Below are 26,540 nucleotides of genomic sequence, written 5' to 3'. Positions count from 1 at the left end.
TGCCGTTCACGGGACGGGCTGCGCCCGCCGTTCGCATGCCGCAATGGTGTATGTGAGGCCGCCGTCGCCGCAGCCGATCGTCACGGTCTCGCCGGGGCGCAGCGTGCCGAGCAGGATCCGCTCCGACAGCGGGTCCTCGACCTCGCGCTGCACGGTGCGCCGCAGCGGCCGGGCGCCGAGCACCGGGTCGTGGCCGCGCTCGGCGAGGTGCCGCCGGGCCGGTGCCGTCACCACGAGGCCGATGTCGCGCACGGCCAGCCGCGACGCGACATCCAGCACGAGACGGTCGACGATGCCGGCGATCTCGTCGGGGCCGAGCTGGTGGAAGACGATCGTGTCGTCGATCCGGTTCAGCAGCTCCGGCCGGAAGTGGCGCTTGAGCTCGTCGTCGACCTTGTGCCGCATCCGTTCGTACACCGGGACCGACGAGGACTGGAAGCCCGCCTGCAGCTGCAGGTCGCGGGTGCCCAGGTTGGTGGTCAGGATGAGCACGGTGTGCTTGAAGTCCACGACCCGGCCCTGCCCGTCGGTGAGCCGGCCGTCCTCGAGGATCTGCAGCAGCGTGTGGAACACGTCCGGGTGCGCCTTCTCCACCTCGTCGAACAGCACCACCGAGAACGGCCGGCGCCGCACCCGCTCGGTCAGCTGGCCGCCGTCGTCGTAGCCGACGTAGCCGGGCGGGGCGCCGACCAGCCGCGACACGGTCGCCCGGTCGTGGAACTCCGACATGTCCAGCTGGATCAGCGCGTCGGGGGTGCCGAACAGGAACCCGGCGAGCGCCTTGGCCAGGGACGACTTGCCCACCCCGGACGGCCCGGCGAAGATGAACGACCCGGCCGGGCGGCGCGGGTCCTGCAGCCCGGCGCGGGCCCGGCGGATCGCCCGGGACACCGCCGCGACCGCCAGGTCCTGCCCGACGAGGTCCTCGTGCAGCGCCTGCTCCATCCGCAGCAGCCGGGCACTTTCCTGCTCGGTCAGCCGGTGCACCGGGATACCGGTCCAGCCGGACACCACCGCGGCGATCTCGTCCTCGCCGACCTCGGCCACCCCGAGCGTGCCGGCCTCGTCGATCAGGTCGATCGCCTTGTCCGGCAGGTGCCGGTCGGCGATGTACCGGTCGGCGAGGCGCGCCGCGGCCCGCAGAGCGCCGTCGGTGTACGTGACGCCGTGGTGCGCGGCGTACCGCTCCCGCAGCCCGTGCAGGATGCGCACGGTGTCCTCGGCCGTCGGCTCCGGCACCGGCACCGCCTGGAAGCGCCGGTCCAGCGCGCCGTCCTTGGCGATGAAGCGGCGGTACTCCTCGTCGGTCGTCGCCCCGATCGTGCGCAGCTCGCCGCGCGCCAGCAGCGGCTTGAGCAGCGACGCGGCGTCGATCGCGCCCTCGGCCGCGCCGGCGCCGACGAGGTTGTGAATCTCGTCGATGAACAGGATGATGTCGCCGCGCCCGCGGACCTCTCGGGTGACCTTCTTGAGCCGTTCCTCGAAGTCGCCCCGGTACCGGGAGCCGGCGACCAGCGCGCCGAGGTCCAGCGTGTACAGCTGCGTGCCCTGCAACGACTTGGGCACGTCACCGGCGACGATGCGCTGCGCGAGGCCCTCCACCACGGCGGTCTTGCCGACGCCGGGCGCCCCGGTCAGCACCGGGCTGTTCTTGCGCCGCCGGGCGAGGACCCGGATGACCCGCCCGACCTCGGCGTCCCGGCCGATCACCGGGTCGAGCCGCCGTTCACGGGCCGCGGCGGTCAGGTTGACCCCGAACTGGTCGAGCACCGCGGAGTCCGCCGTCGTTTGCTGATCTTTCTCCGGTACGGAGGGATGCCCGGACAACAGCTGGATCACCTGGGCGCGCAGCCGGGGCAGATCGGCGCCGAGCCGGACGAGCACCTGGGCGGCGACGCCCTCGCCCTCCCGGACCAGGCCCAGCAGGATGTGCTCGGTGCCGATGAAGTTGTGCCCGAGCTGCAGCGCCTCGCGCAGCGCCAGCTCCAGCACCTTCTTGGCCCGCGGCGTGAACGGCACGTGCCCGCCCGGCGCCTGCGAGCCGACGCCGATCAGCTCCTCGACCTGCCGGCGGACGTCCTCCAGCGACACGCCCAGCGCGCCGATGCTCGCGGCGGCGACCCCGTCGCCCTCCTGGATGAGCCCCAGCAGCAGGTGCTCGGTGCCGATGGTGTTGTGGTTGAGGATCCGGGCTTCCTCCTGCGCCAGCACGACGGCGCGTTTGGCCCGGTCTGAGAACCGCTCGAACATGACAGCTCACGCCTTCCGGCGGGCCCCACGCACCCGGCATCCGCACGAACCGTCGGATGCGCTGAGTCGGAGCCTCTTGGCCGCCGGCGGAGGCGTGGGCTCCGTCGATCCGCGGCACGGGCAGGCGCGCTGCCGGTTTCACCATAGCCGACCGTTGACCCCTCCGTCGCGCCCGCTTTTGCCGCCGGCCCCGGGCGCTTCGTCGCGGTCAGACCCGCTCAGCCGTGGCCGTCGACTCCTGGCCGGGCAGGACGACGAGCTCCTCGGGGCGCAGCGTGCGGGCCGCGTGCTCGGTGTCGAGCTGGACCTCGTAGCGCACCGGCGGCCCGGCGGCCCCCCAGCCGACGCCGACGATCGTGCCCGCCACCGCCGACCCCGCGAGCCGCACCCTGGTCCCCGGCGCGTGCCCGTCCTCGGCGACCACGAGCAGCGCGTCGAGGACCTGCCCGGCGCCCTGCCAGGGGGCCCGCAGCACGTACGGCTCACCGTCCGCCCCCTCGACAGGCATCGTGAACGTCCGGCACACCAGCGTCAGCCGGTCCGCGTCGTGGCGGATCGCGGGGCTCACGTCGTCCTGCCCGGCCCGCACCGCGTCCTCGACCCGCCCCCACAACCCGGCGACCCCGTCGTCGAGGACCAGCCGGGCGGCCCGGTCCACCTCGGCGCACTCGATGTCGACGGCGGTCTCCTCGCCGAGCTCGGCGGTCCAGGCCAGGTCGAGGGCGGCCGGCACCAGCCCCGGCGCCTCCTTGACGACCACCAGGTACAGCATGGCGAGCAGGTCCTCGAGGCCCTGCCCGGCGTAGCACGGCCCGGCGCTGCTCTCGCCGGCCGGGAACCGCTCCACCAGGTGCGCCGCCCGCCCACCGGCGAGCCGGGCCGCGCGCCGGGCGTCGCCGAGCTTCACCCCGGCGGGCCGCCGCTCCCGTGCGCCGAGGCTCCACCGGCCGGGCAGGTCCACCGGGTACACGGTCCGGCCCAGACTCGCCAGGCCCTCACCCGGCCCGACCCCGGCACCGGCGAGCTGGCGGGCGGCGACGGAGTAGGCGACCCCGGCCTGCTCGGCGTGCGCCCTGATCGCCCGCCGCCGCTTCCTGTCCCGCCGCCCCCGTCCCGCACCGTCCTGCGCCGCACCGTCCTGCGCCGCACCGTCCTGCGCCGCACCGTCCTGCGCCGCACCGTCCTGCGCCGCACCGTCCTGCGCCGCACCGTCCTGCGCCATCGCGGGCTTCGGCGTGGCGCCCTGCGGTGTGGCGCCCTGCGCCGCGCTGTCGTGCCCCGCGCTGTCGTGCGCCGGGGCGTCGGCGCGTGCGGTGGGGTCGCCCTGCGCCGGGCTGTCGGGCGCCGGGGCGCCGGCTTGCTGTGGTGTGTCGCGGGGGATGTCCGCTTCGTCTGCCATCACGAGACCTCCGGCGTCGACCCACGCTCGCACCGATCGGACGGCGGACCTCCGCCGGGCAGCCTGCACCGCAGCGCTGAGTCGGAGCCTCTTGGCCCCGGGTCACGGCCGGCGTGGGCGGCCGCGTCGGGGCTCAGGCAGGCGCGCTGCCCACCCTGACCATACCGCCACCCCGCCCGCCGGTCGCGCCCCGAACTGTTCGCCGACAGCGGACCGGCGACCCGGCGGATTCCACAACCCGGTGGATCGCTGGAACCCGGTGGATCCCTGTGGTCAGCACCCCAGGGATCCACCGGGTAGCCGGCAGCGGGGGCCGCAGCGGGTGGGGCGCGACTGCCAGCCGGCCCGGCGCAGGAGCACGGCGACGGCGGCGGCGCTCTCACACGGGCGGTGGTGCACGTCGGCCCACCCGAACCGCAGGGTCATCCGGCCCCGGACCGCGCTGGCCTGGTCGCGGCGCCGGTCGTGGCCCGGGTCCTCGTGCGCCGCCCGGCCGTCGAGCTCGACGACCAGGCCGAACGGGTCGTACTCGACGTCGCTGTACGTCGTGGCCCGCTGCTGCCGCCGCACCTGCCGGGTCCCGGCGGGTAGCCCGTGCGGGCGCTCGACGTCGCGCAGGTACCGCAGCTCGAGGACCGAGTGGCAGCCCGCCGTGACGTCGGCGACGGCGGCGGTCAGGGCGTCGCGCCAGCGCAGCCGGTCACGGGCCGCGAACGCCGCGCGCAGCCGCTCCGGCGTCGTCAGCCGCCGGCCGCAGGCCCGCGCGACCCAGCCGACGGCCTCGTCGGGGTCCTTCGCCGCCTGGGTCAGGTCGACGACCGTGTCCTCGGCGCCGGTGCGGGCCGGCTCCCGCGCGGGCGCCGCCACCGGCGTACGGTGCCGGCGGTGCAGCCACACCCCAGCGACGGGTTTGACGTGCCGTTGCGACGGTACGCTGACGTGGACCGGCGGCTCGGGCCGGTCGATCAGCCCGATGAGCTCGGCGGCCGTCTGATGGCTCAGCACGGCGCCCGGCCCGGCGGACAGCAGCGCGGCCCACAGCACGGCGAGGCGGGGCGGCTCACCCGAAAAGGTGTAGTACACCCCGGCGGACGCCCGCTGCCACCGGCCCGAATGCAGCCGGGCACGGATCTGCTCCTCGGTCAGCCCACCGGCGACCGCCTGGCGGCGGGTGATGACACCGGCCTGTTCGTCTGCATGCACCCTGTCGAGGGTGGGACCCGCCCTGGCCGGGGCGCCAGCACGCGTTCGCGGCTGTGGACAACCTGCCGGGGCGGGGCCCGTCAGAGCGTGATCAGGGAGCGGACCGCCAGGGCGGAGCCGACGAGCAGGACCAGGGCGGCGGTGCCGGTCGGGGCGAGCCGGGTCAGCCGAGCGCTGAGCCGCAGCCTGGCGGGCCACCGGTCGCGGACCTTGATGAGCAGCAGGCCCGCGGCGGTGAGGGTGGCGGCCATGCCGAAGCCGTACGCGAGCACGAGCAGCACCCCGAACCACGTCCTGCCGAGCGCGACCGCGCCGAGCAGCACGACGAGCGCCGACGGGCTCGGGACCAGGCCACCGGCGATACCCATGCCGACCACCGCCAGCCTGCTCGGTCGCCCGGCACCGTGCCCGTGATCGCGACTGCCGTGTCCGTGGGAGTGATCATGGCTGTCGGAGTGGTCGTGAGAGTGGTCGGGAGAGTGGTCGTAGGGATGCTCGCCGCCGCCGTGGGTGTGGTCGTGGCCCGCGGCGCGGCGGGACAGGAGCATGCTCACGCCGATCGCGGCGACCAGCACCCCGCTCGTCACCCCCAGCCAGCCGAGCACGGTCTCCCCGGCCAGGCCGGCCGCGGTCGTCAGCAGCAGCCCCAGCAGCAGCACGCCGCCGGTGTGGGTGAGGGTGACGGTGGCGCCGACGGTGAGCGCGTCGCGCGGGCGGCCCTGCCGGCCGGCCAGGTACGCGGCCATGACCGTCTTGCCGTGGCCGGGCAGCGCGGCGTGCGCGGCGCCGAGGGCCAGGGCGAGCCCCACCGCGAGCAGCCCGACCCACGGGGTCAGCTCCCGCTGCGCGACCCAGCCGCGCAACGTCAGCTCCGCCCGGCCCGCCCAGCCCGGCAGCACCGACGCGGGCAGGACGCCGGGCAGGGCGGACGACGAGGGCGGGGCGGCGGCGCCGGTGGTGCTGCCGCCGGGGGCCACCCGCAGCGTCGCGGAACGCACCGACGGCGGGGAGCTGAGCAGGTCGTCCGGGTAGGAGCGCAGCCCGTCGCTGCGCGAGGACGCCGGCAGCGGCGGGTCCACGAGGTGCACCCCGTCGGCGGTCGCGGTCAGCTCCCGCCAGCCGATCCGGTCGGCGGCGAAGTCGTTCGCCACGTCGACGGTGGCCTCGGCGGACAGGTCGGCGGGGCCCGACAGGTCGCATTCGAGGCGGCTGGTACGCAGCCCGGCCGCTCCATCGGAGTAGGTGAACACCTCCCGGTCGACGGTCCAGCCGACGGCCCGCCCGTCGACGGTGACGTGGAAGGCCGCGGCGACCGCCGTACACGAGGGCTGGGACTGCAACGTGGGCAGCTCCGCGAGGTCGGCCACGTAGGCGACGGCGACCCGGTCCGGGTGCAGCGCCAGCGCGCCCAGCTGGTTGACGGAGAAGTTGCCGAGCGGGTGGGCCTGCGCGGCGCCGGGCCACAGCAGCACGCCCGCCGCGACGGTGCAGAGCAGGAGCAGGACGCGGCGCATCAGGACTCCAGGGTGGCGAGGGTCCGCGCCGCGATCGGCGCGTCGACGGGGGAGAACTTCGGGTTGAGGGCCAGGGCGAGGCGCAGCTGCAGCCGCGCGGTCCCACGGTCGCCGGCCGCGTGGGCGACCATGCCGTAGTGGTACGCGAGCGTCGCGTCGACCTGGCCGAGCGCGTTGGCGTGGCGGGCGAACGGCAGCGCCGCGGCCGGGTCGCCGGCGGCCAGCAGCGTCCACGCGACCATGTCGGCGACCTCGCCGAACTGGCGGCGGTCCCACTCGGCGACGGCGAGGCGGGCCGCGGTGGCGGCGTCACCGGCGGCGAGGGCGAGCGCGGCCGCGCCGAGGTCGTCGGTGCCGCCGTTGGCGGTGAAGAGGCGGTGCGCGGCGCGGGCCAGCTCCAGCGACGGGCCGGGGTCCCGGCCGGCGACCTGCAGCAGGCGCGCCTGGTCCAGCAGCGCGTCGACGGTCGGGGTGCGGGCGACGACCCGGTCCAGGTCGGCGAGGGCGGCGGTCAGGTCGCCGGCGGCGGTGTCGAGCTTCGCCTTCAGCTGCCACAGCCCGACCGCGGCCGGGTCGGCGGCCAGGCCGAGGGTCACGTGCCGGCCGGCGGTGGCGAGGTCACCCGCGGCCCACGCGAGGCTGCCGAGGTGCTGGTGGCAGAACGCGACGTCGGCGGGCTCGGTCGCGCCGGCCAGGGCCAGCCGCATGAGCGCGACCGCCTCGGTGCGCCGGCCGTGCTGTTCGAGGTCGTACGACCCGCGCGTGTACGACGCGAGCCCCGGCCGCAGGTCCAGCATCCGCTGCACGGCGGCGGTCGCGGCGCCGGGGTGGCCGAGCTGGGTCTCGGCGTCGGCGAGGACCCCGTACGCGGTGTCGGACCACGCGTTGACCGCCAGGGCCTGCTCGGCGAGGGTCTTGGCGGCGGCGAAGTCGTGCCGGGCGTTGGCGAGGGCGCCGAGCCCGGCGAGCGCGGCCGCGTTGCCGTCGGGCCGGACCTCCAGAGATCTCCGCAGCGCGCCCTCGGCCTTCGGGTAGTACGCCGGGTCGGCGGTGGCGCGGGCCTGCTCCAGGTACGCCTCGCCGAGCGCCGCCCACGCCGTCCAGTCGCCGGGGACGGTGCGCAGCCGCTCCTGGTGCGCGGCGATCGTCACGGCCAGCCGGCTCGTCGCCTGTGGACGGTCCGGCGCGGCGGGTGCGGCGGCCGGCGGGCCACCCGAGGGGCGGCCGGCCAGCGCGCCGACGCCGAGCAGCAGCGCGGCTGCCAGTACCACACCCAGCACGATGCGGACCCGCATGACTTCTCCTCCTTCATCCAACCGGGGCGCGTCCCCGGTGGACGCGCCCCGTCGTGCGGGTCAGGGCTGGATCATCCCGCGGCGGCGCCGCCACCAGCCGACGAAGAGCAGGGTGCCCAGGCCGGCCGCGATCGCCGAGGTGCTGACCGCGACGGCCGTCATGCCGGTGCCGGACTCGAACGCCGACGGCGTCGTGGCGGGCTGGGCCGCGGCGGCCGACGCCGACGGGCCGGAGCCGTTGCCGCTGGTGGCGCCGGCGCCGGTGCCGCCGCCCTTGTTCACCGAGCCGCCGTTGGGCAGCGCCACGTACGGGAACTCGGCGCCGAACGCGTTGTCGTTCGCGTCGACCTTGTCGCCGGCGGCGAGGGCGTCGACGAGCTTGCCGGTCTGCGCGGCGCCCTCGACGGCCTGCACCGCGATGTCGACGACGTCGTCGGTGAGCCGCCGGCCGTTCGGGAAGCCCTGCAGGTCACCGGCGAGGACGCCGAGCCGGTCCGGCTGCGCGGTGACCGGCACCCCCAGGTTGAGCCGCAGCATCTCCGACGGCCGGAAGTCGGCCGCGACGACGTCGGCGTTGTTGAGCTGGGAGTTGAGGTCGGCCTTGATCGGCCCGCCGGCCTTCGTGGTGATGCCGGTCAGGAAGATCTCGACCAGGTCGTTGCGGGGTGCCGCGGGCGCCGGCACCTTGTAGATGCCCTCGATGAGCTTCGGCAGCTCCGGGTCGGTGACCCGGGCGACGACGGCGGGGATGCCGGCGTCCTTGTCGGGGCTGATCGAGTTGAACGCGTCCTTCAGCGACGCCGGAACGACGACCTCGTTGACCAGCGGGTTGCCGAGCCGGGACACCTGGACCTTCTCGCCGGTGACCGGGCCGGCCTGACCGGTGACGCGGGTCTTCGCGCGTTCCGTCGTGGTCCAGATGCCGATGACCGGGTTGCGCTTCACGTCGCCCTTGAGCGCCACGTCGGAGAACGGCACCTGCAGCGCGATCGTGTTGACGTTGTACCCGGCGAGGGTGTCCTGGCCGACCTCGCTCAGGTCGCCGCCGTACAGCAGGTCGAAGACCCGCAGGTCCAGGAAGAACGGGTCGTCGGCCTGGCCGGCGTAGACGTTCCAGCCGCCCGGCAGGCGCTTGTTGGCCTCGTTGCGCAGTTTCGCGTAGTCGGGCATCGTGGCCTTGCCGACCCGCGACGGGGCGACCGGCGCGCCGGTGATCCTGGTCTTGAAGGGCTCGCCGTGGAACGACGACTCCAGGGTGTAGGTCTGGCGGAAGAGCAGGTTCTCGTCGTCGAGCGAGGTGACCGGGCCGTTGGCGTACAGGAACGTATCGCCGCCGCGGCGGTCGATGTTCTGGAACGTCCAGCGGAACACCGCGTCGGCCTTCGCGTTGCCGTCGCTGTCGACGTTGATGTTGTAGACGGCGTCGGTGGCGAAGGGGTAGAAGTTCGGGCCGCCGTTGGGCTCGGAGAACGGCTGCCAGTTGGCGATGAACGTGACGTAGCCGGCCCGCTCGGGGCTGACGAACGCGTAGAGGTCGGTGTTGTCGACCGCCGGGTCGGCGGCGACGAGCGGCGCCTCCCGGTGGCTCGAGGCCGACGAGGTGCCGGGCCCGAGGCCGGCGAACGCCACACCGGCCGCCACGAGGATGGCAGCGGTGGCACGCCACCGGCGACCTGCCCGCGTTGGAGTGGTCATGAGGGTGGTCCTCCCGCGTCTGGAGCGGTCCTGTGGTGGACCGCTGCACGAGAGGACTTCGCGGGCGGCGAAATAGCGGATGGGTCGCTGTCGGCTTGCTCTCAGCCACCCATCCGGAGCCTCGCCGGCTCCGAAAGGCCGCAGCACACCCGCCGCGGCGTCATCGCGCCCCGGCGTCAGCCGGCGGGTTTGACCCCGACGCCGCCGTAGCCGTGCGACACCTGCGCGTCGCCGTCGTCGGGGCGCCAGTCGCCGAGCCACACCAGGCCCGGGTCGAGCAGCTCGTAGCCGTCGAACAGGCGCAGGATGTCCGCCCTGCCGCGCGGCACGATCGGGGCGCTGGAGCGCCGGTACACCTGCTGGCCCTGCTGCGCGGGGGCCGCGGCGACACCGTCGAGCGTCAGGTGCGACACCACCAGGTGGCTGCCGGGCACCGTCGCGTCCCGCAGCCGGGCGATGAGACCGGCGGGGTCCGCCTCGTCGGGCACGAAGTGCAGGATCGACACCATGAGGATGGCGACCGGCTCGCCGAAGTCGAGGTGCCCGGCGACGACCGGGTCGCTCAGCAGCGCCTCCGGCTCCCGCAGGTCGGCCAGGGCCACCGCCACCCGGTCCAGACCGTCCACAAGGGACCGGGCCTGGGCGACCGCGACGGGGTCGTTGTCGACGTAGACCACCCGGCCGTCGGTCATGTCGTGCACGTTGCCCTGCGTCGGCAGGCCGGTGCCGATGTCGAGGAACTGCCGCACGCCCGCCTGCGCCAGGTGCCGCACCGCCCGCTGCAGGAACCGCCGGTTGGTCCTGGCCGCGGCCGGCGTGTCCGGGAAGACGGCGAGGATCTGCTCCGCGGCCTCGCGGTCCACGGCGAAGTTGTGATACCCGCCGAGGTAGTAGTCGTACATGCGGGCCACGTTGGGGATGCTGGCGTCGACGTCGCCGAGACCGGTCATCCGCCCACCTTAATGGGGTACGTTGCGGCGCATGCTCGACGGACTGGACGACATCGCATGGGCCGCGCTGGAGCACGCGTACGGCCCGGCCACCGACGTGCCGGCGCACCTGCGCGGGCTGCTCGAGCCGGCCGGACAGGACCGGCGCCGGGCCCTGTCCGGCCTGTACGGCGGCATCTGCCACCAGGGCACCCGCTACGAGGCGAGCGCCCCGGCGGTGCCGTTCCTGCTGGAGCTGCTCCAGGACCCGGGCACCCCGGACCGGCCCGCGATCGGCCGGCTCGTCGCGGACCTCGCCGTCGGCCTGCACGAGACGTGGCTGCCCGGCGGGTTCCCCGTCGCGCCGCTGCGCGCCGCCGCGGTCGGCGGGGCCGAGCTGCTGCGGGCCGCGCCGCCACCGTCGGAGGACGACGAGGACGAGGACTTCGAGGGCGAGTCCCGCCTCGACTACCTGGAGGGCCTCGACGACGCGCAGCAGCAGGCGCTCGCCGCGCACGTGGACCTCGCCGCGTACGACGCGGTCCGCGCCGGCCTGCCGGTGCTGCGGCAGCTGCTCGCCGACGACGACGCGGCGGTGCGGGCCACGGCCGCGTACACCCTGGCCTGGTTCCCCGAGGGCGAGCCCGGCGCCGGCACGGCCGCGCTGACCGCCGCCGCCGCCGACCCGTCCCGGTCCGTGGCGGCGACCGCACTGGTCGCCCTCGGCCTGCTCGGCACCGCCGTGCCCGCCGCGCTGCAGGACCCGAAACCGGAGATCCGCTGGGCGGCCGCGATCGGGCTGGCCCGCGTGCACGGCCCAGACGCCGGGCCGGACGCCGTCGCGCTGCTGCTGGAGTGGGCCGCGTCGCCCGGCGCCGCCCGGCCCGGCATCCCGTTCCTCGACGGCGACCTCGCCGGGTACGCGGCGCTGTCGCTGCCGGGCCTCGGCGAGGCGCACACCGCCGCGGCCCTCGACGCGCTGCTGACCCGGCTCGGCACCGTCACCGGCGTACAGACGCTGCCGGTGCTGTCCACGGCGCTGCGGCTGGTGTTCCCCGACGGCCCGCCGCCGGCCGGGGGAGCGCTCGACCCCGCGCAGCGCCGGCTCGCCAGGGTGCTCGCCGGCGCGCCCGCCGCCTGGCAGCTCGGCGGGCGCCGGTTCGGCAACGTCACCGGCCTGCTGCGCGCGTACGGGCTGCCCGGCGACCCCGCTGAGCTGGGCGATCGCGCGGGCTGACCCGCCGCGCCCGGGCGGTGCGACTGTTGCCGTGCGGCAATTTGTTGTACGGTGGGTGGGTCGTCACCTGAGGCGACCTGCCCACGTTGCGCGAGCAGCGGGACCGGCGGGTCACCGGCCGGGCCCGTCCAGACAGCGGCGGTCCACCCGGAGCGTGACGGTTCCGCGGTCTACCGCCGGCGTTCAAGACACGGGCGCTGTGAGCGATCTTCTGACCGGTCCTGAGCGCCGTGTGCCCTCGTGTCAGGGTTGCCCGCTCGTCGTCGCCTGAAACGACGTCCGTACCCCGGACGGGCCGGTCATGCACCGAAAGGCTGACCCTGCCGTGAGCACCGACCTGCACACCGACGCCACCGTCATCGCGACCACCGACAGCATCGAGGTCGCCGCCGCCCCCAGGCCCGAGGTGGCCGCCGCGCCGGCCGCCGGGGCGCACCGCACCCGCGAGACCGACGCGCAGGCCAAGGCCCTGCTGTCCCTGCTGGCCGACCTGCCCGCGGGCATCGACCGGGACCGGGTCCGGGCCCGGCTCATCGAGCTGTACATCCCGCTGGCCGAGTACCTGGCCCGGCGCTTCCGCAACCGCGGCGAGCAGTTCGACGACCTCGTCCAGGTCGCCAACCTCGGCCTCATCAAGTCCGTCGACGGCTTCGACCCGGCCCGCGGCGCCGCGTTCACCAGCTACGCCATCCCGATGATCGTCGGGGAGCTCAAGCGGCACTTCCGCGACAAGGGCTGGGACGTGCGCGTGCCCCGCCGCCTGCAGGAGCTGCGGCTGGAGATCTCCAAGGTCTCCGGCGACCTCGCCCAGGACCTCGGCCGGTCCCCGACCGTCGCCGACCTCGCGCAGAAGCTCGGCGCGAGCGAGGAGGACATCATCGAGGGCCTCGACTGCGGCCAGGCCTACCGGGCGCTGTCGCTGGACGCGCCCGTCGGCGAGTCCGGCGACGGTGGCCTCACCGGCCTCGGTGACCTGCTCGGCGGCGAGGACCCCGACCTGGCCAACGTGGAGAACCGCGAGGCGCTGCGCCCCCTGCTGGCGAAGCTGCCGGAGCGCGAGCAGAAGATCATCGCGATGCGCTTCCACGGCAACCTGACCCAGTCGCAGATCGCCGCCCAGCTCGGCATCTCCCAGATGCACGTGTCCCGGCTGCTCGCCGGGGCCCTGAAGACGCTGCGCGCGTCCCTCACCAGGGACTGAGGCTGTGTTGCCGCCCCACCGCTGACGCGGCGGGTCCCGGCGGGGGTTCCCACCCGCACCCCCATGCTCGCTGCGCTCGCACTGCCGGGCGCCGGCGCGCGGCAGATTCCGCGCTGCCGCGCGCCATCCCGGTGCCCGGCGTCCTTGCGCCCACCCGGCCCGCCGAGATCGTGCGCATCCGCGCGTCAACGCCGCGGCACGGCGAACTTCCGGGGAGAGCGGCCGGCTAAACCTCAATCACGTCGACGTCCGCATCGGACAGATGTGGTCGGAAGGTACGCCGGTGCTCACCGTGGTCACCGAGAGCGCCTTGACGCCAGCGATCCCGGATCACACAGGTGTCAAGACGGACGGAGCGGTGGTATCCGGCTGCCGGTGCGACGGGCGGCGGATGGAGGCTCACTCACACGGGTGCCCCGGGGGCCGGGTCCGCACCGGGGCGGGCCGGTGGCCGTTAGCCTCGGACGAGGGGGTGGGCGAAATGGGTAAATCGCCGGAATTGAAGTGGGTCCTGCGGCCGGACCGGAACGGCGTGCACCACGCCGAGCTGGCCCCGCACGACGGCAAGGAGATCTACGCGTTCGGCGACACCGACGCCAACGGCCGCGTCGAGATCACGCTGATGGACGGCACGCGGGTGCGTGCCCGGCGGGGTGAGCTGATCCCCTGCTGAACCGGCGGACCGTCGCGCCGGCGCCCGGGGTTCCACGGCCCCTCCGCGCCGGCGGCGGATCCGCGACCGCGCTCCGGCGTCCGAGCCCTCAGGGCCGGGCGCCGGAGCCGTCCAGCCGGGACTGCAGGAAGGCGCGTTCGACCGCGTTGTCGCACAGGGCGATCGCCGCCCGGTACGCCGCCGCGGCCTCCTCGTGCCGGTCCAGGCGGCGCAGCAGGTGGGCCCGGGCGGCCGGCAGGTAGTGGTACGCCGCCAGGCGCGGGTCCCCGGCGAGCGTGTCGAGCAGGGGCAGCGCCGCGGCCGGGCCGTCGGCCATCGTCACCACGACGGCGCGGTTGAGGGCCACGACGGGCGACGGCCAGGCGGCCAGGAGCAGGTCGTACAGGCCGCGCAGCTGCTGCCAGTCGGTGTCGGCGTACGTCGGGGACTCGGTGTACACGGCGGCGATGGCGGCCTGCAGGGCGAAGCGGCCCGGGCGTCCGCCGCGCAGGCAGGCGCGCACCAGGCGCAGGCCGTCGGTGATCTGGGTGGCGTCCCACCGGGACCGGTCCTGCTCCTCGAGCAGCAGCAGTCGGCCGTCGGCGGCGACGCGGGTGGCACGGCGGGCGTCGTGCAGCAGCATGAGGGCGAGCAGGCCCTGCGCCTCGCGCTCGTCGGGCATGAGGGTGCACAGGGTCCGCGCCAGGTCCAGCGCGCGTTCGACGAGGTCGGGGCGCAGCAGGTCGGGGCCGGTCGGGGCGGCGTGGCCGGTGGTGAAGACCAGGTGCACGACGGTGAGCACGGCGTCGAGGCGGTCGGGCAGGTCCTCCAGCGGCGGCACGCGGTACGGGATGGCCGCCGCCGCGATCTTCTTCTTCGCGCGGGTGACCCGGGCGGCCGTCCTCTTACACTCCTACGTCAATCGGGTCGGCCCCCGAGTCGACAGGCCGGGCAGACATTTTTCCCGCGAGTTTCTGGTACGCCAGCGCGCAGCCGGCGACGGCCGCGGTGCCCAGCACGTACCAGCCGCTGAGCACGAGCAGCCCGAGCGACGCGGCGAGGGAGACCGCGGCGCACCACCACACCGGCGTCCGCCGGGGCAGCAGGCGCAGGGCGGCCGCGGTGCCCAGGACGTACACGAGGACGAACGCGCCGCTGGTGAGCAGGACCAGCGGGCGGGTGCCGATCCCGGTCGCCGCGACCAGCAGCAGCGACGCGCCGCCGAGCACGGCGATCACGGTGAGGCTGCGCCGGGGCACCTCACCGGCGCCGCTGCCCCGGCCGAACCACGCGGGCAGCGCCGCGTCCCGGCCGAGCGCCGCGCCGAGCTTCGCCGCGCCCGCGTAGTACGCGTTCATCGTGCCGAGCGTCAGCAGCACCGCGGCGCCGGCGGTGAGGACCTTGACCTGCCCGCCGACGCCCCGGGCGAGCAGCTCGGCCAGCGGCGCGTCGCCGGGCACCGGGCCGAGCACCAGGATGCTGGCCGCGGCGATGCCGAAGTACAGCACCCCGACGACGACCAGGGCGATCGCGGTGGCCCGGGGCAGGTCCCGGGCGGGCCGGCGGAAGTCGGCTGCGAGGGACGTGACCGCCTCCCAGCCGGCGAACCCCCACACCAGCAGCGCCGCCGCCGACCCGACCGCCCACCAGCCGTGCGGCGCGAACGGCCGCAGGTGACCGGGGTCCGCGTGCGGCAGCGCCGTCACGGTCGCCGTCAGCAGCAGCGTGACCAGCAGCAGCGCCAGGCCGAGCTGCAGCCGGCCGGACACCCGCACGCCCCCGAGATTGCCGGCCGTCACCACGAGCATCAGCCCGGCGGCGGTCAGCAGCTCCGTGCGGGTGCCGCCGCCGAGCGCCGCGGCCACGTACGCCCCGGCGAACAGCGCCGCCGCGGGCGCGCCGACCGGCACCGCCAGGTAGAAGCACCACCCGACGACCGCGGCGGCCCGCTCGCCGAACGCCCGCCGCGCGTACGTGGCGACCCCGCCCGAGTCGGGGAACCTGGCGCCGAGCGCGGCGAACGTCGCGGCGAGCGGCACCGACAGCGCGATGAGGGCGGCCCAGGCGACGAGCGAGGCCGGGCCCGCGGTCTGCGCGGCGAGCGCCGGCAGCGCGATGACCCCGGTGCCGAGCACCGCACCGATCGAGAGAGCCGCCCCTTGCGGCACGTTCAGCATGCCGTCCATTCCACCCGATGGCACCGGACCGGACGAGTGGCAGGAATGCCATCCTCGGATAGATTCAAGCCATGAGCGAGCGTCACGTCGTCGGGGTCGCCGCGACCCCGGACATGCCCGTCTTCGAGCTGGCCGTGCCGTGCGAGGTGTTCGGCATCGACCGCAGCGACCTGGTCTCCCCGTGGTACGAGCTGCGCTTCGCCGCCGCCACCCCCGGCGTGCTGCCGGCCCGCAACGGCATGACGATCGCCGCGCCGCACCCGCTGCCGTCGCTGCTGGACGCCGACACGGTGATCGTCCCGGCGTTCGCCCGGGCCACCCAGGTCGCGCCCCCGCCGGAGCTCGTCGAGGTCGTGCGGGAGGCGTACCGGCGCGGCCGGCGCATCGTGGCGATCTGCACCGGCGCGTACGTGCTCGCCGCCGCCGGCCTGCTCGACGGCCGCCGCGCCACGACCCACTGGATGAACGCCTTCGACTTCACCCAGCGCTTCCCCGCGGTCACGTTCGACCCCGACGTGCTGTACACCTGCGACGGCACCATCTTCACGTCGGCCGGCACCGGCGCCGCGATCGACCTGTGCCTGCACCTGGTCCGCCTCGACCACGGCGCGGCCGTCGCCAACGAGGTCGCCCGGCGCATGGTCGTCCCGCCGCACCGCGACGGCGGCCAGTCGCAGTTCGCCCACCCGCCGCAGCGCCTGCGGACCCCCGACACCCTCGGCGTCGCCCTCGACTGGGCCCGCACCCGCCTCGACCAGCCGCTCACCGTCGCCGACCTGGCCCGCGAGGCGAAACTCAGCCCGCGCACGTTCGCCCGCCGCTTCCGCGAGTCGGTCGGCACCAGCCCCCTGCAGTGGCTGCTGGGTCAGCGGGTACGCCTGGCGCAGGAGCTCCTGGAGACCACCGACGACTCGATCGAGCGGATCGCCCACCGGACCGGCCTCGGCACCCCGGCCAACCTGCGCGCCCACTTCGCCCGCCAGACCAGCGTCACCCCGACCACGTACCGCCAGGTCTTCCACCGCTGAAGAACGCGGTTCGGGCCGCTGCATGTACCGCATCGCCGCGTGCCACACCCTCACCCGTTCAGCGCCGGAAAAGGCCCAACACCGCGTACAGCGGCCAGCGCCATCCGGTGACGGTCCTGATCCAGCCTTCGTACCAGGCTTCCTGCTCCGCGACGGTGACCACATCCGCACAGCCGGCTGGATCGAGCACCTCGACCGGGCTGCTCATGGTTGAACCCGTTCCCATCCTTTCACCATTCGCCCAGCAGCTTTGTTCCCGTTCCGGGCTCCGCCGGGGTTGGCGGCGTCCGAGTTGCGGGGCGCAGCCGGCGGGCCGGGCGGCAGGCGGCGACGACGCCGGCCACCGGGATGGTGCGCGGAAGCGAAGGCGGGCGGCTCGAGCTGACGGTACAGAGATCAGCCCTCCGCTCTACGGTGTATCGGGCATTTCGGGTCGGGTCGGTCGAGTTCGTGCCAGGTATCTTCGACGCTGCTGCCATCAAGCAAGTCGATGCGCGCGGTGCAGCGACTCCAATGGCAGATACATCCGGCTCCAAGAGCCTTTTCGTATTCCATGACCGGATTCTTACGCGGCACCAACAAAGACGGGGCGCCTCAAGACCAGGGCTCACACGCGAGTCACCTTGCCGGCGCGGGTATCGCCCAGCGTCTGTACCCAGCGTCCTGAACGGGTGACCGCCGCCCGTGCCGTCGCACCCTGCCACGGCTCCTGCTCCAGGCCAGCCGGACCGGGCGTTGGTTCAAGGTCAGCATGCCGCTGTCGGCCGCGGGACAACCCGGTGGATTGCTGGAACGCGGTGGATCCCTGTTGTCCTGACCCCAGCAGGACACCGGGTTGTCCAAGATCGCGCGGCGTGGGGCGGGAAGGGCTGGCCACCGGGATGGCGCGCGGGACGCGCAGAAGCTGCCGCGCGCAGCGCACGGCAGTGCGAGCGCAGCGAGCATGGGGGGTGTGGGGTGGGAACCCCCCACGGGGAGGCGGCGGAGCCGCCGGGCAATGCAGACGGGTCGGCTCCTCTCCCACAAGAGGTGCCGACCCGTCCGCTGGAGGTCGCCGGGTCCGTGGCATCACCCGGCGACGGGCTCCTCCGCCGGCTCGGCGCGGCGGCCGGCCTTGACGAGGGAGGCGAGTGCACCGACGATCGACATGCCGATCGCCAGCCAGAACACGATGACAAGTCCGTCGTGGAAGGGGCCGGACACCAGGTGCGGGAAGAACTCCCGGCCGGTGAGGGTGGCGGCGTTGGCGGCCGGGAGCTGACCGAGCAGACCGGGTCCGAGCAGGGCGGCGATCGGGTTGTACCCGAGGAACGCGGCGAACAGCGTGCCGACGGGCGGCAGGTTGGCGACGGTGTGCGCGGCCGGGCCGGGGACGCCCTGGGCGGTGAGGCCGGTGTCGAGCGTGGAGGGCAGCGAGGTGGACAGGCCGGCGACCATGAGGGAGAAGAAGACGCCGATGGACAGGACCATGCCGGCGTTCTGGAAGGTGGCCCGCATGCCGGAGGCGGCACCGCGCAGGTGGGCGGGGACGCTGGACATGACCAGGGACGTGTTCGGCGCGGCGAAGAGCCCGCCGCCGAGGCCGTTGAGGAAGACCAGCGCGGCGAAGGCCCAGTAGCTGAAGTCGGTCGGCAGGATGAGCAGGCCGCCGAAGGACAGCGCCATGACGAGCAGGCCGCCGGCGGCGAAGAGCCGCGGGCCGTACTTGTCCGACAGGTGCCCGGCGATGGGGCCGGCGGCGAGGAAGCCGACGGTGAGCGGCAGCAGGTAGATGCCGGCCCACAGCGGGGTTTCCTCGTACCGGTAGCCGTGCAGCGGCAGCCAGATGCCCTGCAGCCAGATGATCAGCATGAACTGCAGGCCGCCGCGGGCGATGGAGGCGAGCAGGCCGGCGACGTTGCCGGAGGCGAAGGCCCGGTTGCGGAAGAGGCCGAGGGGGAACATCGGCTCGGCGACACGGGTCTCGACCCAGGCGAAGAGGGCCAGGACGAGCGCGCCGCCGATGAGGCCGGCGAGCACCCACGGGTTGGTCCAGCCCTGGCTGTGCCCGCCGTAGGGCTGGATGCCGTAGGTGATGCCGGCCAGCAGCGCGGTGAGCCCGACGGCGAAGGTGAGGTTGCCCCACCAGTCGATGCGACCGGGGCGGCGCAGGCCGGTGTCGTGCAGCGACCGGTACGCCCACAGGGTGCCGACGATGCCGATGGGCACGTTGACCCAGAAGACGGCCCGCCAGTTCCACTCGGCGAGCAGGCCGCCGAGGACCAGGCCGATGAACGACCCGGCGATGCCGGCCACGATGTTGACGCCGAGGGCCATGCCGCGCTGGGCGGCGGGGAACGCGTCGGTGAGGATCGCGGCGGAGTTGGCCATGAGCATGGCGCCGCCGACGGCCTGCAGGACCCGCCAGCCGATGAGCCACAGCGCGCCGTTGCCGCCGTCGAACGGGTCGAGGGACAGCGCCACCGAGGTGACCGTGAACAGGGCGAAGCCCGCGTTGTAGATGCGGACCCGGCCGTACATGTCGCCGAGGCGGCCGAGGGTGACCACGAGCACGGCGCTGACCAGCATGTAGCCCATGAGCATCCACAGCAGGTAGCTGACGTTGCCGGGGCTGAGCGGGTCGAGGTGGATGCCGTTGAAGATGGCGGGCAGCGAGATGAGCACGATCGAGGAGTTGATCGTGGCGATCAGCATGCCGAGCGTGGTGTTGGACAGGGCCACCCACTTGTAGTGCGGGTGGTCGGTGCCGCCGGACAGGGCGCCACGGAAGCCTTGCTGCAACAGTGTCACGGCGCCAGCCTCTCCAGGGCCGGCAGTGCGGCCGCGATCAGTGCCTCGTCCTCGGCGGACAGGTCGCGCAGCAGCGCGGCCAGGTGCTCGGCGCGCACGGTGCGGCGGCGGGCGAGCAGGTCCCGGCCGGCCTGGGTGACCCGCACCAGCACGACCCGGCCGTCGGTGGCGTCGGTGGTGCGCTCGGCGAGGCCGTCGCGCTCGAGGCGCTGCGCCAACTGGGTCATCGCCGGCTGGGTGACGCCCTCGGCGGCGGCGAGGTCGGTGAGCCGGCGGGGGCCTTCCCGCTCGAGCCGGCGCAGCGTCGAGGCGGCGGTCAGGCTGATGTCGTTGGGTGGGTTCCCGTGTCGCAGCACGCTGAACAGCCGCTCCACGGCGGTCGTGAGCCGCGCGGGGTCCAGCGCGGTCTTGGCGGCGGGCATGAGCCAATTTGTATCACGCACTTATAAAAGCATGTTATGTATCAGGTCACAGAAAAGGTGGCGCCGGCGTCGGCCGGCGCCACCTCAGCTGGTCAGATGCACTTCTGGTGCTCGACGATGGTCAGCCCGTCGACCAGGTTGCCGTAGCCCTCGTCGGTCGAGGCGCTCTCCACCGCGGTCAGCGTCACCCGGGTCGAGGTCTGGTTCGGGCCGGTCTTGTACCAGCCGTACAGCCGCTTCCACGACGCGTCGCTGGCCGAGTTCAGGTACGCGAACGTCGAGCCGACCCCGTTGACGCTGCCGCCGTTCTTCGGGGTGCGGCCGAAGTGGATCTGGGTCGCGTCGACGTCCTTGCCGTCCGAGGTGTCCCGGGCCCGGATCCAGAACGACCAGTAGATCTTCGTGTTCGGCTTGGTCTTGATGTCCTGGTAGATCGAGTTGCCGGAGCCGGTGGCGTTGAGCTCGGCGAACTGCGTGCCGAAGCGGGCCGGCACGCCCATGCCGCCGTTCCACAGCTCGATCTGGCCGTCGGGGTCGTCGGTGCCCCAGGCCGGTACGTCGTCCTCGTCGAACAGCTTCCAGCCGGCGTTGCCGATCTTCGGCTGCTCGAAGCCGCCGTTGACGGTCAGCTCCTTGCAGACCTTCTTCGCCCCGCCCTTGGACTTGGCCATCGCCGCCATCCCCGCCGTCCCCGCCATCCCGGCGCTGCCCGTGCCGCCCGGGCCGCCCGCGGCCCCGGCGCCGGAGACGCCGGCGGCGGCCGCCGGTGGCGCGCTGACGAGCGTCGCGAGCAGTGCCGCGGCACCGACCGCCGACAGCGTCCCGCGCATGGTCGTGCGCCTGGTTCGAGTGCGCTGCAACATGGTGATCCCCCTGTCCGCCACGGCTACGCTGCCGTGGCAACCTCCGCGCAGAGCCAAACACGCTGACCTGCGCAAAGGCGGACAGTTCGAGGAAATTCCGTATTTCGGGCAGACTTGTCGAGCCGTTACGTGGTTGCTGGCCTGCTGCGCCGGCGCAGGTAGAAGCGCACCAGGGGCTCCACGCTGCGGGCGACCAGCGGCCCAGCGACGGCGAGGATGAGCACGTACGCGGCGGCGAGCGGACCGAGCCGTGCGTTGGTGCCGGCGGCGACCGCGAGCCCGGCGATGACGATGTTGAACTCGCCCCGGGGCAGCAGCGCGGCGCCGGCGCGGACCCGGCCGGTGATCGCCACCCCGGCCCGCCGCGCGGCGAGCCAGCCCGTCGCCATCTTCGAGGCGATCCCGGCGACCGCGAGCAGCGCCGCGACGCCCAGCACCGGCGGCAGCGCCCGCGGGTCGGTCTGCAGGCCGAAGAAGACGAAGAACACTGCGGCGAACAGGTCCCGCAGCGGGCTCAGCAGCTCCCGCGCGGTGTGCGCGAGCGGCCCGGACAGCGCGATGCCGACGAGGAACGCACCGACCGCGGCGGAGACCTGCAGCAGGTCGGCGACGCCCGCCACGAGCACGGTCAGGCCGAGCACCTTGAGCAGCAGCACCTCGTCGCTGTCGGAGGCGACGAACCGCTCCACGATGCGCCCGTAGCGCAGCGCGACGACCAGGATCACGCTGATCGTGGCCGCGGCGATGGCGAGGGTCACGGCGCCGCCCAGCACCCCGACGCCGGCCAGCAGGGCGGTCAGGATCGGCAGGTACAGCGCCATCATCAGGTCCTCGAAGACCAGCAGCGACAGCACGACCGGGGTCTCGCGGTTGCCCAGCCAGCCGAGGTCGCCGAGGACCTTCGCGGTGATGCCCGACGAGGTGACGTACGTGATGCCGCCCATCGCGACCGCGGCGACCGGGCCCCAGCCGAGGATGAGCGCCGCGGCGACCCCGGGCGCGGCGTTGAGCACCAGGTCGATCAGGCCGGCCGGGGCGGACGAGCGCAGCGTGCCGACGAGCTCCGGTGCCGTGTACTCCAGCCCCAGCGTGAACAGCAGCAGGATGACGCCGATCTCGGCGCCGGCGGAGATGAATTCGGTGCTGGTGGTCAGCGGCAGCACGCCGCCGGCGCCGAACGCGAGCCCGGCCAGCAGGTACAGCGGGATGGGGGAGATGGAGAACCGCAGCGACAGCGCACCGAGCAGGCCGAGTGCCAGGATGACCGCACCGAGCTCGATGAGGATCGTGTCGTGGTGCACGCCGTCCCCTATCCGTCGGTGAGGAGCGTCGCGACGCCCTCGGTGCCGGCGGCGGTGCCGACGACCACGATGGTGTCGCCGGCGAGCAGGCCGAAGTCGGGGCGGGGGCTCGCGTGCACGGTGCCGCCGCGCAGCACGGCGACGATCGACGCGCCCGTGCGGGTGCGCGCCTGCGTGTCACCGAGGGTGCGGCCGTCGTACGGCGAGCCGGGCCCGATCGCCAGCTGCTCGGTGACCAGCCCGGTCACCTGCCGCTGCAGCTCCGCGAGGTGCTCGACGATGCGCGCCGTGCCGAGGTACTCGGCGAGCGCGTTGGACTCCTCGGCGGACAGCGCGACGGACACCACGCTCGTATCGGGGTCTTCCTTGTCGTAGATGACAAGGTCGCGCCTGCCGCTGCGGTGGGAGACGATGCCGATGCGGCGGCCTCGGGCGGTGGTCACCACGTGGCTCGTGCCGATGCCGGGGAGGTTCGTGCGCTCGACGTGCATACCCCATGATACCGGAGATGGATCAATGTCAGGTCAGCGGCGCAGCGCCTCGCCGAGCTCGTCCGTGGTGCGGATCAGGTTGGCGGCGATCTCGGTGGCGTGGTCGTCGGTGAGCCGGGCCAGCGGCACCCCGACACTGATCGCGTCGGCGGTGCCGGGCACGACCGCCGCGACGCAGCCGACACCGGGCTGGAACTGGCCGCGCTCGTACGCCCAGCCGCGCGCGCGGGTCTCGGCGAGCTCCTCGAACAGCGCCGCCCGGTCCACGACGGAGTCGCTGGTGTGCGCCTCGACGCCCCGGTCGAGCAGCTCCACGACCCGCTCCCGGGGCAGCCCGGCGAGGATGGCCTTGCCGCTGGCGGTGGCGTAGGCCGGCATCCGCCGCCCGACGGCGGAGCCGACCACGTCGTGCGGCGCCTCCCGGCTGGCGATGCACACGATGCCCGGCGGGTCCAGGCGCACCAGCCGCACCGCCTCGCTGAGCCGGTCGCGCAGCTGCGCCATCAGCGGCCCGGCGAGCCGGACGGTGCGGTCGGTGAGCAGGTACGCGCTGCCGGGCCGCAGCGCCCCGACCCCGATCGTGTAGCTGTCGTCGGGTTCGGCGTGCACCCAGCCGCGGTCCACGAGGCTGCGCAGCCGGCCGCGCAGCACGCCCTCGGGCAGGTTGAGCTGACGGAGCAGGGAGTCGAAGGTCATCCGGTCGGTAGCGGCCGACAGGCGCTCCAGCACATCGAGCGTGGGGCTGTCCTCAGCGATGGACATTCGATCTCTGCTTCCCATCCGCGCCGCGTTCAAACATCAGATCTCACCCTTTTTTCACCAGCGGGAAGGGCAGCGTCTCGCGGATCGAACGCCCGGTCAACAGCATGACGAGCCGGTCGACGCCGAGGCCGAGCCCGCCGCTGGGCGGCATCGCGAACTCGAACGCGTCCAGGAAGTCCTCGTCCAGCGACATCGCCTCCGGGTCGCCGGCGGCGGCCCGCAGCGACTGCGCCGTCAGCCGGGCCCGCAGCTCGACCGGGTCGACCAGTTCGGTGTACGCGGTGCCCAGCTCCATGCCGAACGCGACCAGGTCCCACCGCTCCGCCAGGCGCGGGTCGTCGCGGTGCCCGCGGGTCAGCGGCGACACGTCGACCGGGAAGTCGGTGTAGAACGTCGGGCGCACGGTGACGCCCTCGACCAGGTGCTCGTACAGCTCCAGGACCAGCTGGCCGTGGGTCCACCCGTCCTGCCACGCGACGCCCAGCCGGTCGCACAGCGTCCGCAGCGCGTCCACCGGGTCGGCCGGGGTGACCTCGGCGCCGGCGGCGCGCGACACGGCCTCGTACACGCCGACCACCGGCCACTCGTCGCGCAGGTCGACGGTGTGCCCGTCGCGGGTCAGCACCGGGCCGGGGCCCGCCTCGGCGGCCGCCAGGATCAGCTCCCGGGCCAGGACCCGCATCGAGGTGTAGTCGCCGTAGGCCTCGTACGCCTCCAGCATCGTGAACTCGGGGTTGTGGGTGGCGTCCACGCCCTCGTTGCGGAAGTTGCGGCCGATCTCGAAGACCCGCTCGACCCCGCCGACGGCGAGGCGCTTGAGGTAGAGCTCCGGGGCGATGCGCAGGAACAGCCGCATGTCGTAGGCGTTGGAGTGGGTCACGAACGGCCGGGCGTTCGCTCCGCCGTGCACCGGCTGCAGCACCGGCGTCTCCACCTCGACGTAGCCGCGGCCGTGCAGGGCGCTGCGCAGCGCGAAGCCGGTCGCGGAGCGCAGCCGGACCATGTCGCGGGGCGCCTGGTTGACGATCAGGTCGACGTGCCGCTGCCGGACCAGCGCCTCCGGGTCCGCCAGCCCACGGTGCTTGTCCGGCAGCGGTCGCAGGCACTTCGCGGTGAGCTGCCACGAGTCGGCGAAGACGGACAGTTCGCCGCGCCGGCTCGTACCGGCGACGCCGCCGACACCGATGTGGTCACCGAGGTCGACGGTGGCGGCGAACGACGGGTCTCCGGTGACGAGTACCTGCAGGTCGCCGGACCAGTCGCGCAGCGTGGCGAAGCACAGCGCGCCGTGGTCGCGCAGCCGCACCACCCGGCCGGCGACGCCGACCCGCTCGGCCGTGCGGGTGTCCGGCGGCAGGCCGGCGTGCGCGGCGCGGACCTCCGCGAGGCTGTGGGTGCGGGCGTACCCCGGGGGGTAGGGCTCCACGCCGTCGCGGCGCAGCGCGTCGAGCTTGTCGAGGCGGACCCGGACCTGCTCGGGCACCTTGCGCCCGGCCAAGGGCTGCGGGTCGAGCCCGATCAGCTCCCGCGGCGCGTCCGCCGGCGCCGGCGTGCCGCGCCGCAGCAGGGTCCGCAGGCTGGGCACGACCAGGAACCCCTCGGCCGCCGCCGAGGCCAGGCCGACCTTCGCGAGGTCCCGCACGTCCTCGAAGCACAGGAACCGCGGCAGCCACTGCGGGCTGTACTTCACGTTGGAGCGGTACAGCGACTCCAGCTGGAACCAGCGCGACGCGAACAGCAGCAGCGCCCGCCACAGCCGCAGCACCGGACCGGCGCCGATGCGGGCGCCGTCGGCGAAGACCGCCCGGAACACCGCGAAGTTCAGCGACACCCGGGTCACGCCCAGCCGCGGCGCCTCGCGCATGAGCGTGGCCACCATGTACTCGACGAGGCCGTTGTCCGACGCGCGGTCGCGGCGCATCAGGTCCAGCGACAGCCCGTCGGTGCCCCACGGCGTGAACGACAGCAGCGCGACCTCCCGGCCCTCGCGGTCGTGCGCCTCGACCAGCACGCACCGGCCGTCGTTGGGGTCGCCGAGCCGGCCGAGCGCCATCGAGAACCCGCGCTCGGTCTCCGTGTCGCGCCACCGGGCGGCGAGCTCGATGATCCGCGCCATCTCCGCGGCGCCGATGTCGGCGTGGCGGCGGATGCGCACCGTGTACCCGGCCCGCTCGACCCGGTGCACCGCCTGGCGCACCTGCCGCAGCCGGGGCGCCTCCAGGTCGAAGTCGCGCACGTGCAGGATCGCCTCGTCGCCGAGCTCGAGGACCCGCAGCCCGGCGCGGGCGTACGCGGTCGCGCCCTCCTCGCCGGCGCCCATCACCGCCGGCGTCCACGCGTAGTCGCGGGCCTCGCGCAGCCACGCCTCGATCGCCGGCGGCCACGCGTCGGGCTCGCCGATCGGGTCGCCGCTGGCCAGGGAGACGCCGAAGACCACCCGGTACGTGACGGCGCTGCGGCCGCTGGGGGAGAAGATGACCTCCTTGTCCCGGCGGGTCGCGAAGTAGCCGAGCGAGTCGCGGCGGCCGTGCTCGGCCAGCAGCTGCCGGACCCGCCGCTCCTCGTCGGTGTCCAGCGACGCGGTCGCCCGCTGGGAGCGCAGCAGCGCGAACACCGCGGCGAACAGGGCGGCCGCGCCGAACGCGCCGAGGATCAGGTTGACCCAGCCGGGGGCGCGGCCCTGCCGGCCGACGTCGAAGCCGAAGGCGCCGCCGAGGACCGTCTGGCCGCTGTACGCCAGGCGCCCCGCACCCGCGCCGAGCGAGCCGGGGAACAGCTCGACGAGGCCCCAGCCGACGGCGATGCCGAACGCGAGCAGCGCGCCGAGCGTGACGACCGCCTTGGGCAGGCTGGCCCGCTGCACCCGGGCGGAGAACCCGTCGCGGGCCAGCCACAGCAGGGCGAGCAGCACCGCGGTGATCAGCACGTTGGCCAGGCCGGCCGCCGCGCCGTGCCACGGCAGCCGCAGCTCGCGCGCCTCCTCGCCGCGTTCGGCGCCGCCGAGCAGCACGGACACGTCGAAGATGCCCTGCAGCCCGAGGAACACCAGCAGCACCCAGAAGATGACCCGCTTGCGGTTGTGCACCGCGGCGGCGAGGGTGGCCAGGATCGCGGCGTAGCCGAGGTTCGCCGGCGCCGGCATCAGCAGCGCGTCGACGGTGACCCGGACGGGGTGGACCCGTGAGCCGAGGGCGGCGGAGACGGCGGCGACGGCGCACAGGGCCGCCACGGCGAGCAGCCCGCCCGCGAGCCAGTCGGGGAGCCTGCCATGCAGCGTCTTCACGCCAGCCATGATGCGCGCCGCGTTTCGGAATCTCCGCGCCGGGTGATG

20 protein-coding genes and 1 pseudogene are annotated in these 26,540 nt (G+C 74.4%); 4 read left to right on the top strand and 17 right to left on the bottom strand.

The annotated features are described in order from the left end of the window. Positions 1-6: 6 nt before the first annotated feature. From AB0H83_RS10690 to AB0H83_RS10660, 7 genes are all read right to left on the bottom strand, one after another. Positions 7-2,250 carry an ATP-dependent Clp protease ATP-binding subunit gene (locus AB0H83_RS10690; RefSeq protein WP_360090301.1) on the bottom strand — a complete coding sequence of 748 codons (2,244 nt, stop codon included), beginning with the start codon at positions 2,248-2,250 and terminating at the stop codon, positions 7-9. 208 nt (positions 2,251-2,458) lie between these two features. Continuing rightward, entirely contained in the window at positions 2,459-3,649 is a 1,191-nt protein-coding gene (locus AB0H83_RS10685) for a hypothetical protein (RefSeq protein ID WP_360090298.1), read from the bottom strand. 273 nt (positions 3,650-3,922) lie between these two features. Then, positions 3,923-4,852: a hypothetical protein gene (locus AB0H83_RS10680; protein WP_360090295.1), complete on the bottom strand. Its 930-nt coding sequence runs from the start codon at positions 4,850-4,852 to the stop codon at positions 3,923-3,925. An 80-nt stretch (positions 4,853-4,932) separates the two neighbouring features. Next, complete coding sequence (locus tag AB0H83_RS10675) at positions 4,933-6,366, bottom strand: hypothetical protein (protein WP_360090292.1); 1,434 nt, start codon at positions 6,364-6,366, stop codon at positions 4,933-4,935. After that, on the bottom strand, positions 6,366-7,661 hold the full coding sequence (locus AB0H83_RS10670) for a hypothetical protein (RefSeq protein ID WP_360090289.1): 1,296 nt from the start codon (positions 7,659-7,661) through the stop codon (positions 6,366-6,368). The genes AB0H83_RS10675 and AB0H83_RS10670 overlap by 1 nt, the downstream gene beginning before the upstream one ends. Positions 7,662-7,721: 60 nt before the next feature. Further along, positions 7,722-9,356: a DUF4331 domain-containing protein gene (locus AB0H83_RS10665; protein WP_360090286.1), complete on the bottom strand. Its 1,635-nt coding sequence runs from the start codon at positions 9,354-9,356 to the stop codon at positions 7,722-7,724. A gap of 176 nt (positions 9,357-9,532) precedes the next feature. Beyond that, positions 9,533-10,306 carry an SAM-dependent methyltransferase gene (locus tag AB0H83_RS10660; RefSeq protein ID WP_360090283.1) on the bottom strand — a complete coding sequence of 258 codons (774 nt, stop codon included), beginning with the start codon at positions 10,304-10,306 and terminating at the stop codon, positions 9,533-9,535. Positions 10,307-10,337: 31 nt separating this feature from the next. On the opposite strand from AB0H83_RS10660, the gene AB0H83_RS10655 reads away from it, so the two are divergent. The 3 genes from AB0H83_RS10655 (at position 10,338) to AB0H83_RS10645 (ending at position 13,396) form a co-directional block, all read left to right on the top strand. Beyond that, positions 10,338-11,522, top strand: coding sequence for a HEAT repeat domain-containing protein (locus tag AB0H83_RS10655; RefSeq protein WP_360090280.1), 1,185 nt, complete (start codon positions 10,338-10,340; stop codon positions 11,520-11,522). 325 nt (positions 11,523-11,847) lie between these two features. After that, on the top strand, positions 11,848-12,723 hold the full coding sequence (locus AB0H83_RS10650; protein ID WP_360090277.1) for a SigB/SigF/SigG family RNA polymerase sigma factor: 876 nt from the start codon (positions 11,848-11,850) through the stop codon (positions 12,721-12,723). A gap of 481 nt (positions 12,724-13,204) precedes the next feature. Then, entirely contained in the window at positions 13,205-13,396 is a 192-nt protein-coding gene (locus AB0H83_RS10645) for a hypothetical protein (RefSeq protein ID WP_360090274.1), read from the top strand. A gap of 88 nt (positions 13,397-13,484) precedes the next feature. Here the strand turns inward: AB0H83_RS10645 and AB0H83_RS10640 are convergent. Both AB0H83_RS10640 and AB0H83_RS10635 read right to left on the bottom strand, forming a co-directional pair. Continuing rightward, a pseudogene (locus AB0H83_RS10640) lies at positions 13,485-14,282 on the bottom strand (DUF6596 domain-containing protein); the annotation flags it as partial. Beyond that, entirely contained in the window at positions 14,281-15,561 is a 1,281-nt protein-coding gene (locus AB0H83_RS10635; protein WP_360090271.1) for an amino acid permease, read from the bottom strand. The pseudogene AB0H83_RS10640 and the gene AB0H83_RS10635, both read right to left, overlap by 2 nt. Positions 15,562-15,623: 62 nt before the next feature. Here AB0H83_RS10635 and AB0H83_RS10630 point away from each other — a divergent pair, with 62 nt between their 5' ends. Continuing rightward, entirely contained in the window at positions 15,624-16,580 is a 957-nt protein-coding gene (locus AB0H83_RS10630; protein ID WP_360090268.1) for a helix-turn-helix domain-containing protein, read from the top strand. Positions 16,581-16,638: 58 nt separating this feature from the next. Here AB0H83_RS10630 and AB0H83_RS10625 read toward each other — a convergent pair whose 3' ends face one another. From AB0H83_RS10625 to lysX, 8 genes are all read right to left on the bottom strand, one after another. After that, positions 16,639-16,788, bottom strand: a complete 150-nt coding sequence (locus tag AB0H83_RS10625; RefSeq protein WP_360090265.1) for a hypothetical protein — start codon at positions 16,786-16,788, stop codon at positions 16,639-16,641. Between the two features lie 860 nt (positions 16,789-17,648). Continuing rightward, complete coding sequence (locus AB0H83_RS10620; protein WP_360090262.1) at positions 17,649-19,370, bottom strand: MFS transporter; 1,722 nt, start codon at positions 19,368-19,370, stop codon at positions 17,649-17,651. Then, positions 19,367-19,792, bottom strand: a complete 426-nt coding sequence (locus tag AB0H83_RS10615) for a MarR family transcriptional regulator (protein WP_360090259.1) — start codon at positions 19,790-19,792, stop codon at positions 19,367-19,369. Before AB0H83_RS10615 ends, AB0H83_RS10620 begins: the two co-directional genes overlap by 4 nt. Positions 19,793-19,884: 92 nt before the next feature. Beyond that, a complete protein-coding gene (locus tag AB0H83_RS10610; protein ID WP_360090256.1) occupies positions 19,885-20,622 on the bottom strand; it encodes a hypothetical protein in 738 nt (245 codons plus the stop codon). A 158-nt stretch (positions 20,623-20,780) separates the two neighbouring features. Next, positions 20,781-21,956 (bottom strand): cation:proton antiporter, encoded by a 1,176-nt coding sequence (locus AB0H83_RS10605; RefSeq protein ID WP_360090253.1) that lies wholly within the window; start codon positions 21,954-21,956, stop codon positions 20,781-20,783. An 8-nt stretch (positions 21,957-21,964) separates the two neighbouring features. Then, positions 21,965-22,447 (bottom strand): cation:proton antiporter regulatory subunit, encoded by a 483-nt coding sequence (locus AB0H83_RS10600; protein ID WP_360090250.1) that lies wholly within the window; start codon positions 22,445-22,447, stop codon positions 21,965-21,967. A 33-nt stretch (positions 22,448-22,480) separates the two neighbouring features. Further along, positions 22,481-23,209: an IclR family transcriptional regulator gene (locus AB0H83_RS10595; protein ID WP_360090247.1), complete on the bottom strand. Its 729-nt coding sequence runs from the start codon at positions 23,207-23,209 to the stop codon at positions 22,481-22,483. Positions 23,210-23,252: 43 nt separating this feature from the next. Further along, complete coding sequence (lysX, locus tag AB0H83_RS10590) at positions 23,253-26,501, bottom strand: bifunctional lysylphosphatidylglycerol synthetase/lysine--tRNA ligase LysX (RefSeq protein WP_360090244.1); 3,249 nt, start codon at positions 26,499-26,501, stop codon at positions 23,253-23,255. Positions 26,502-26,540 lie beyond the last annotated feature (39 nt).

Source organism: Dactylosporangium sp. NPDC050688 (assembly GCF_040654515.1).
Lineage (GTDB): Bacteria > Actinomycetota > Actinomycetes > Mycobacteriales > Micromonosporaceae > Dactylosporangium.
Note: the sequence above shows the minus strand (reverse complement) of the source record. Positions and strands in the feature narration are given on the sequence as shown.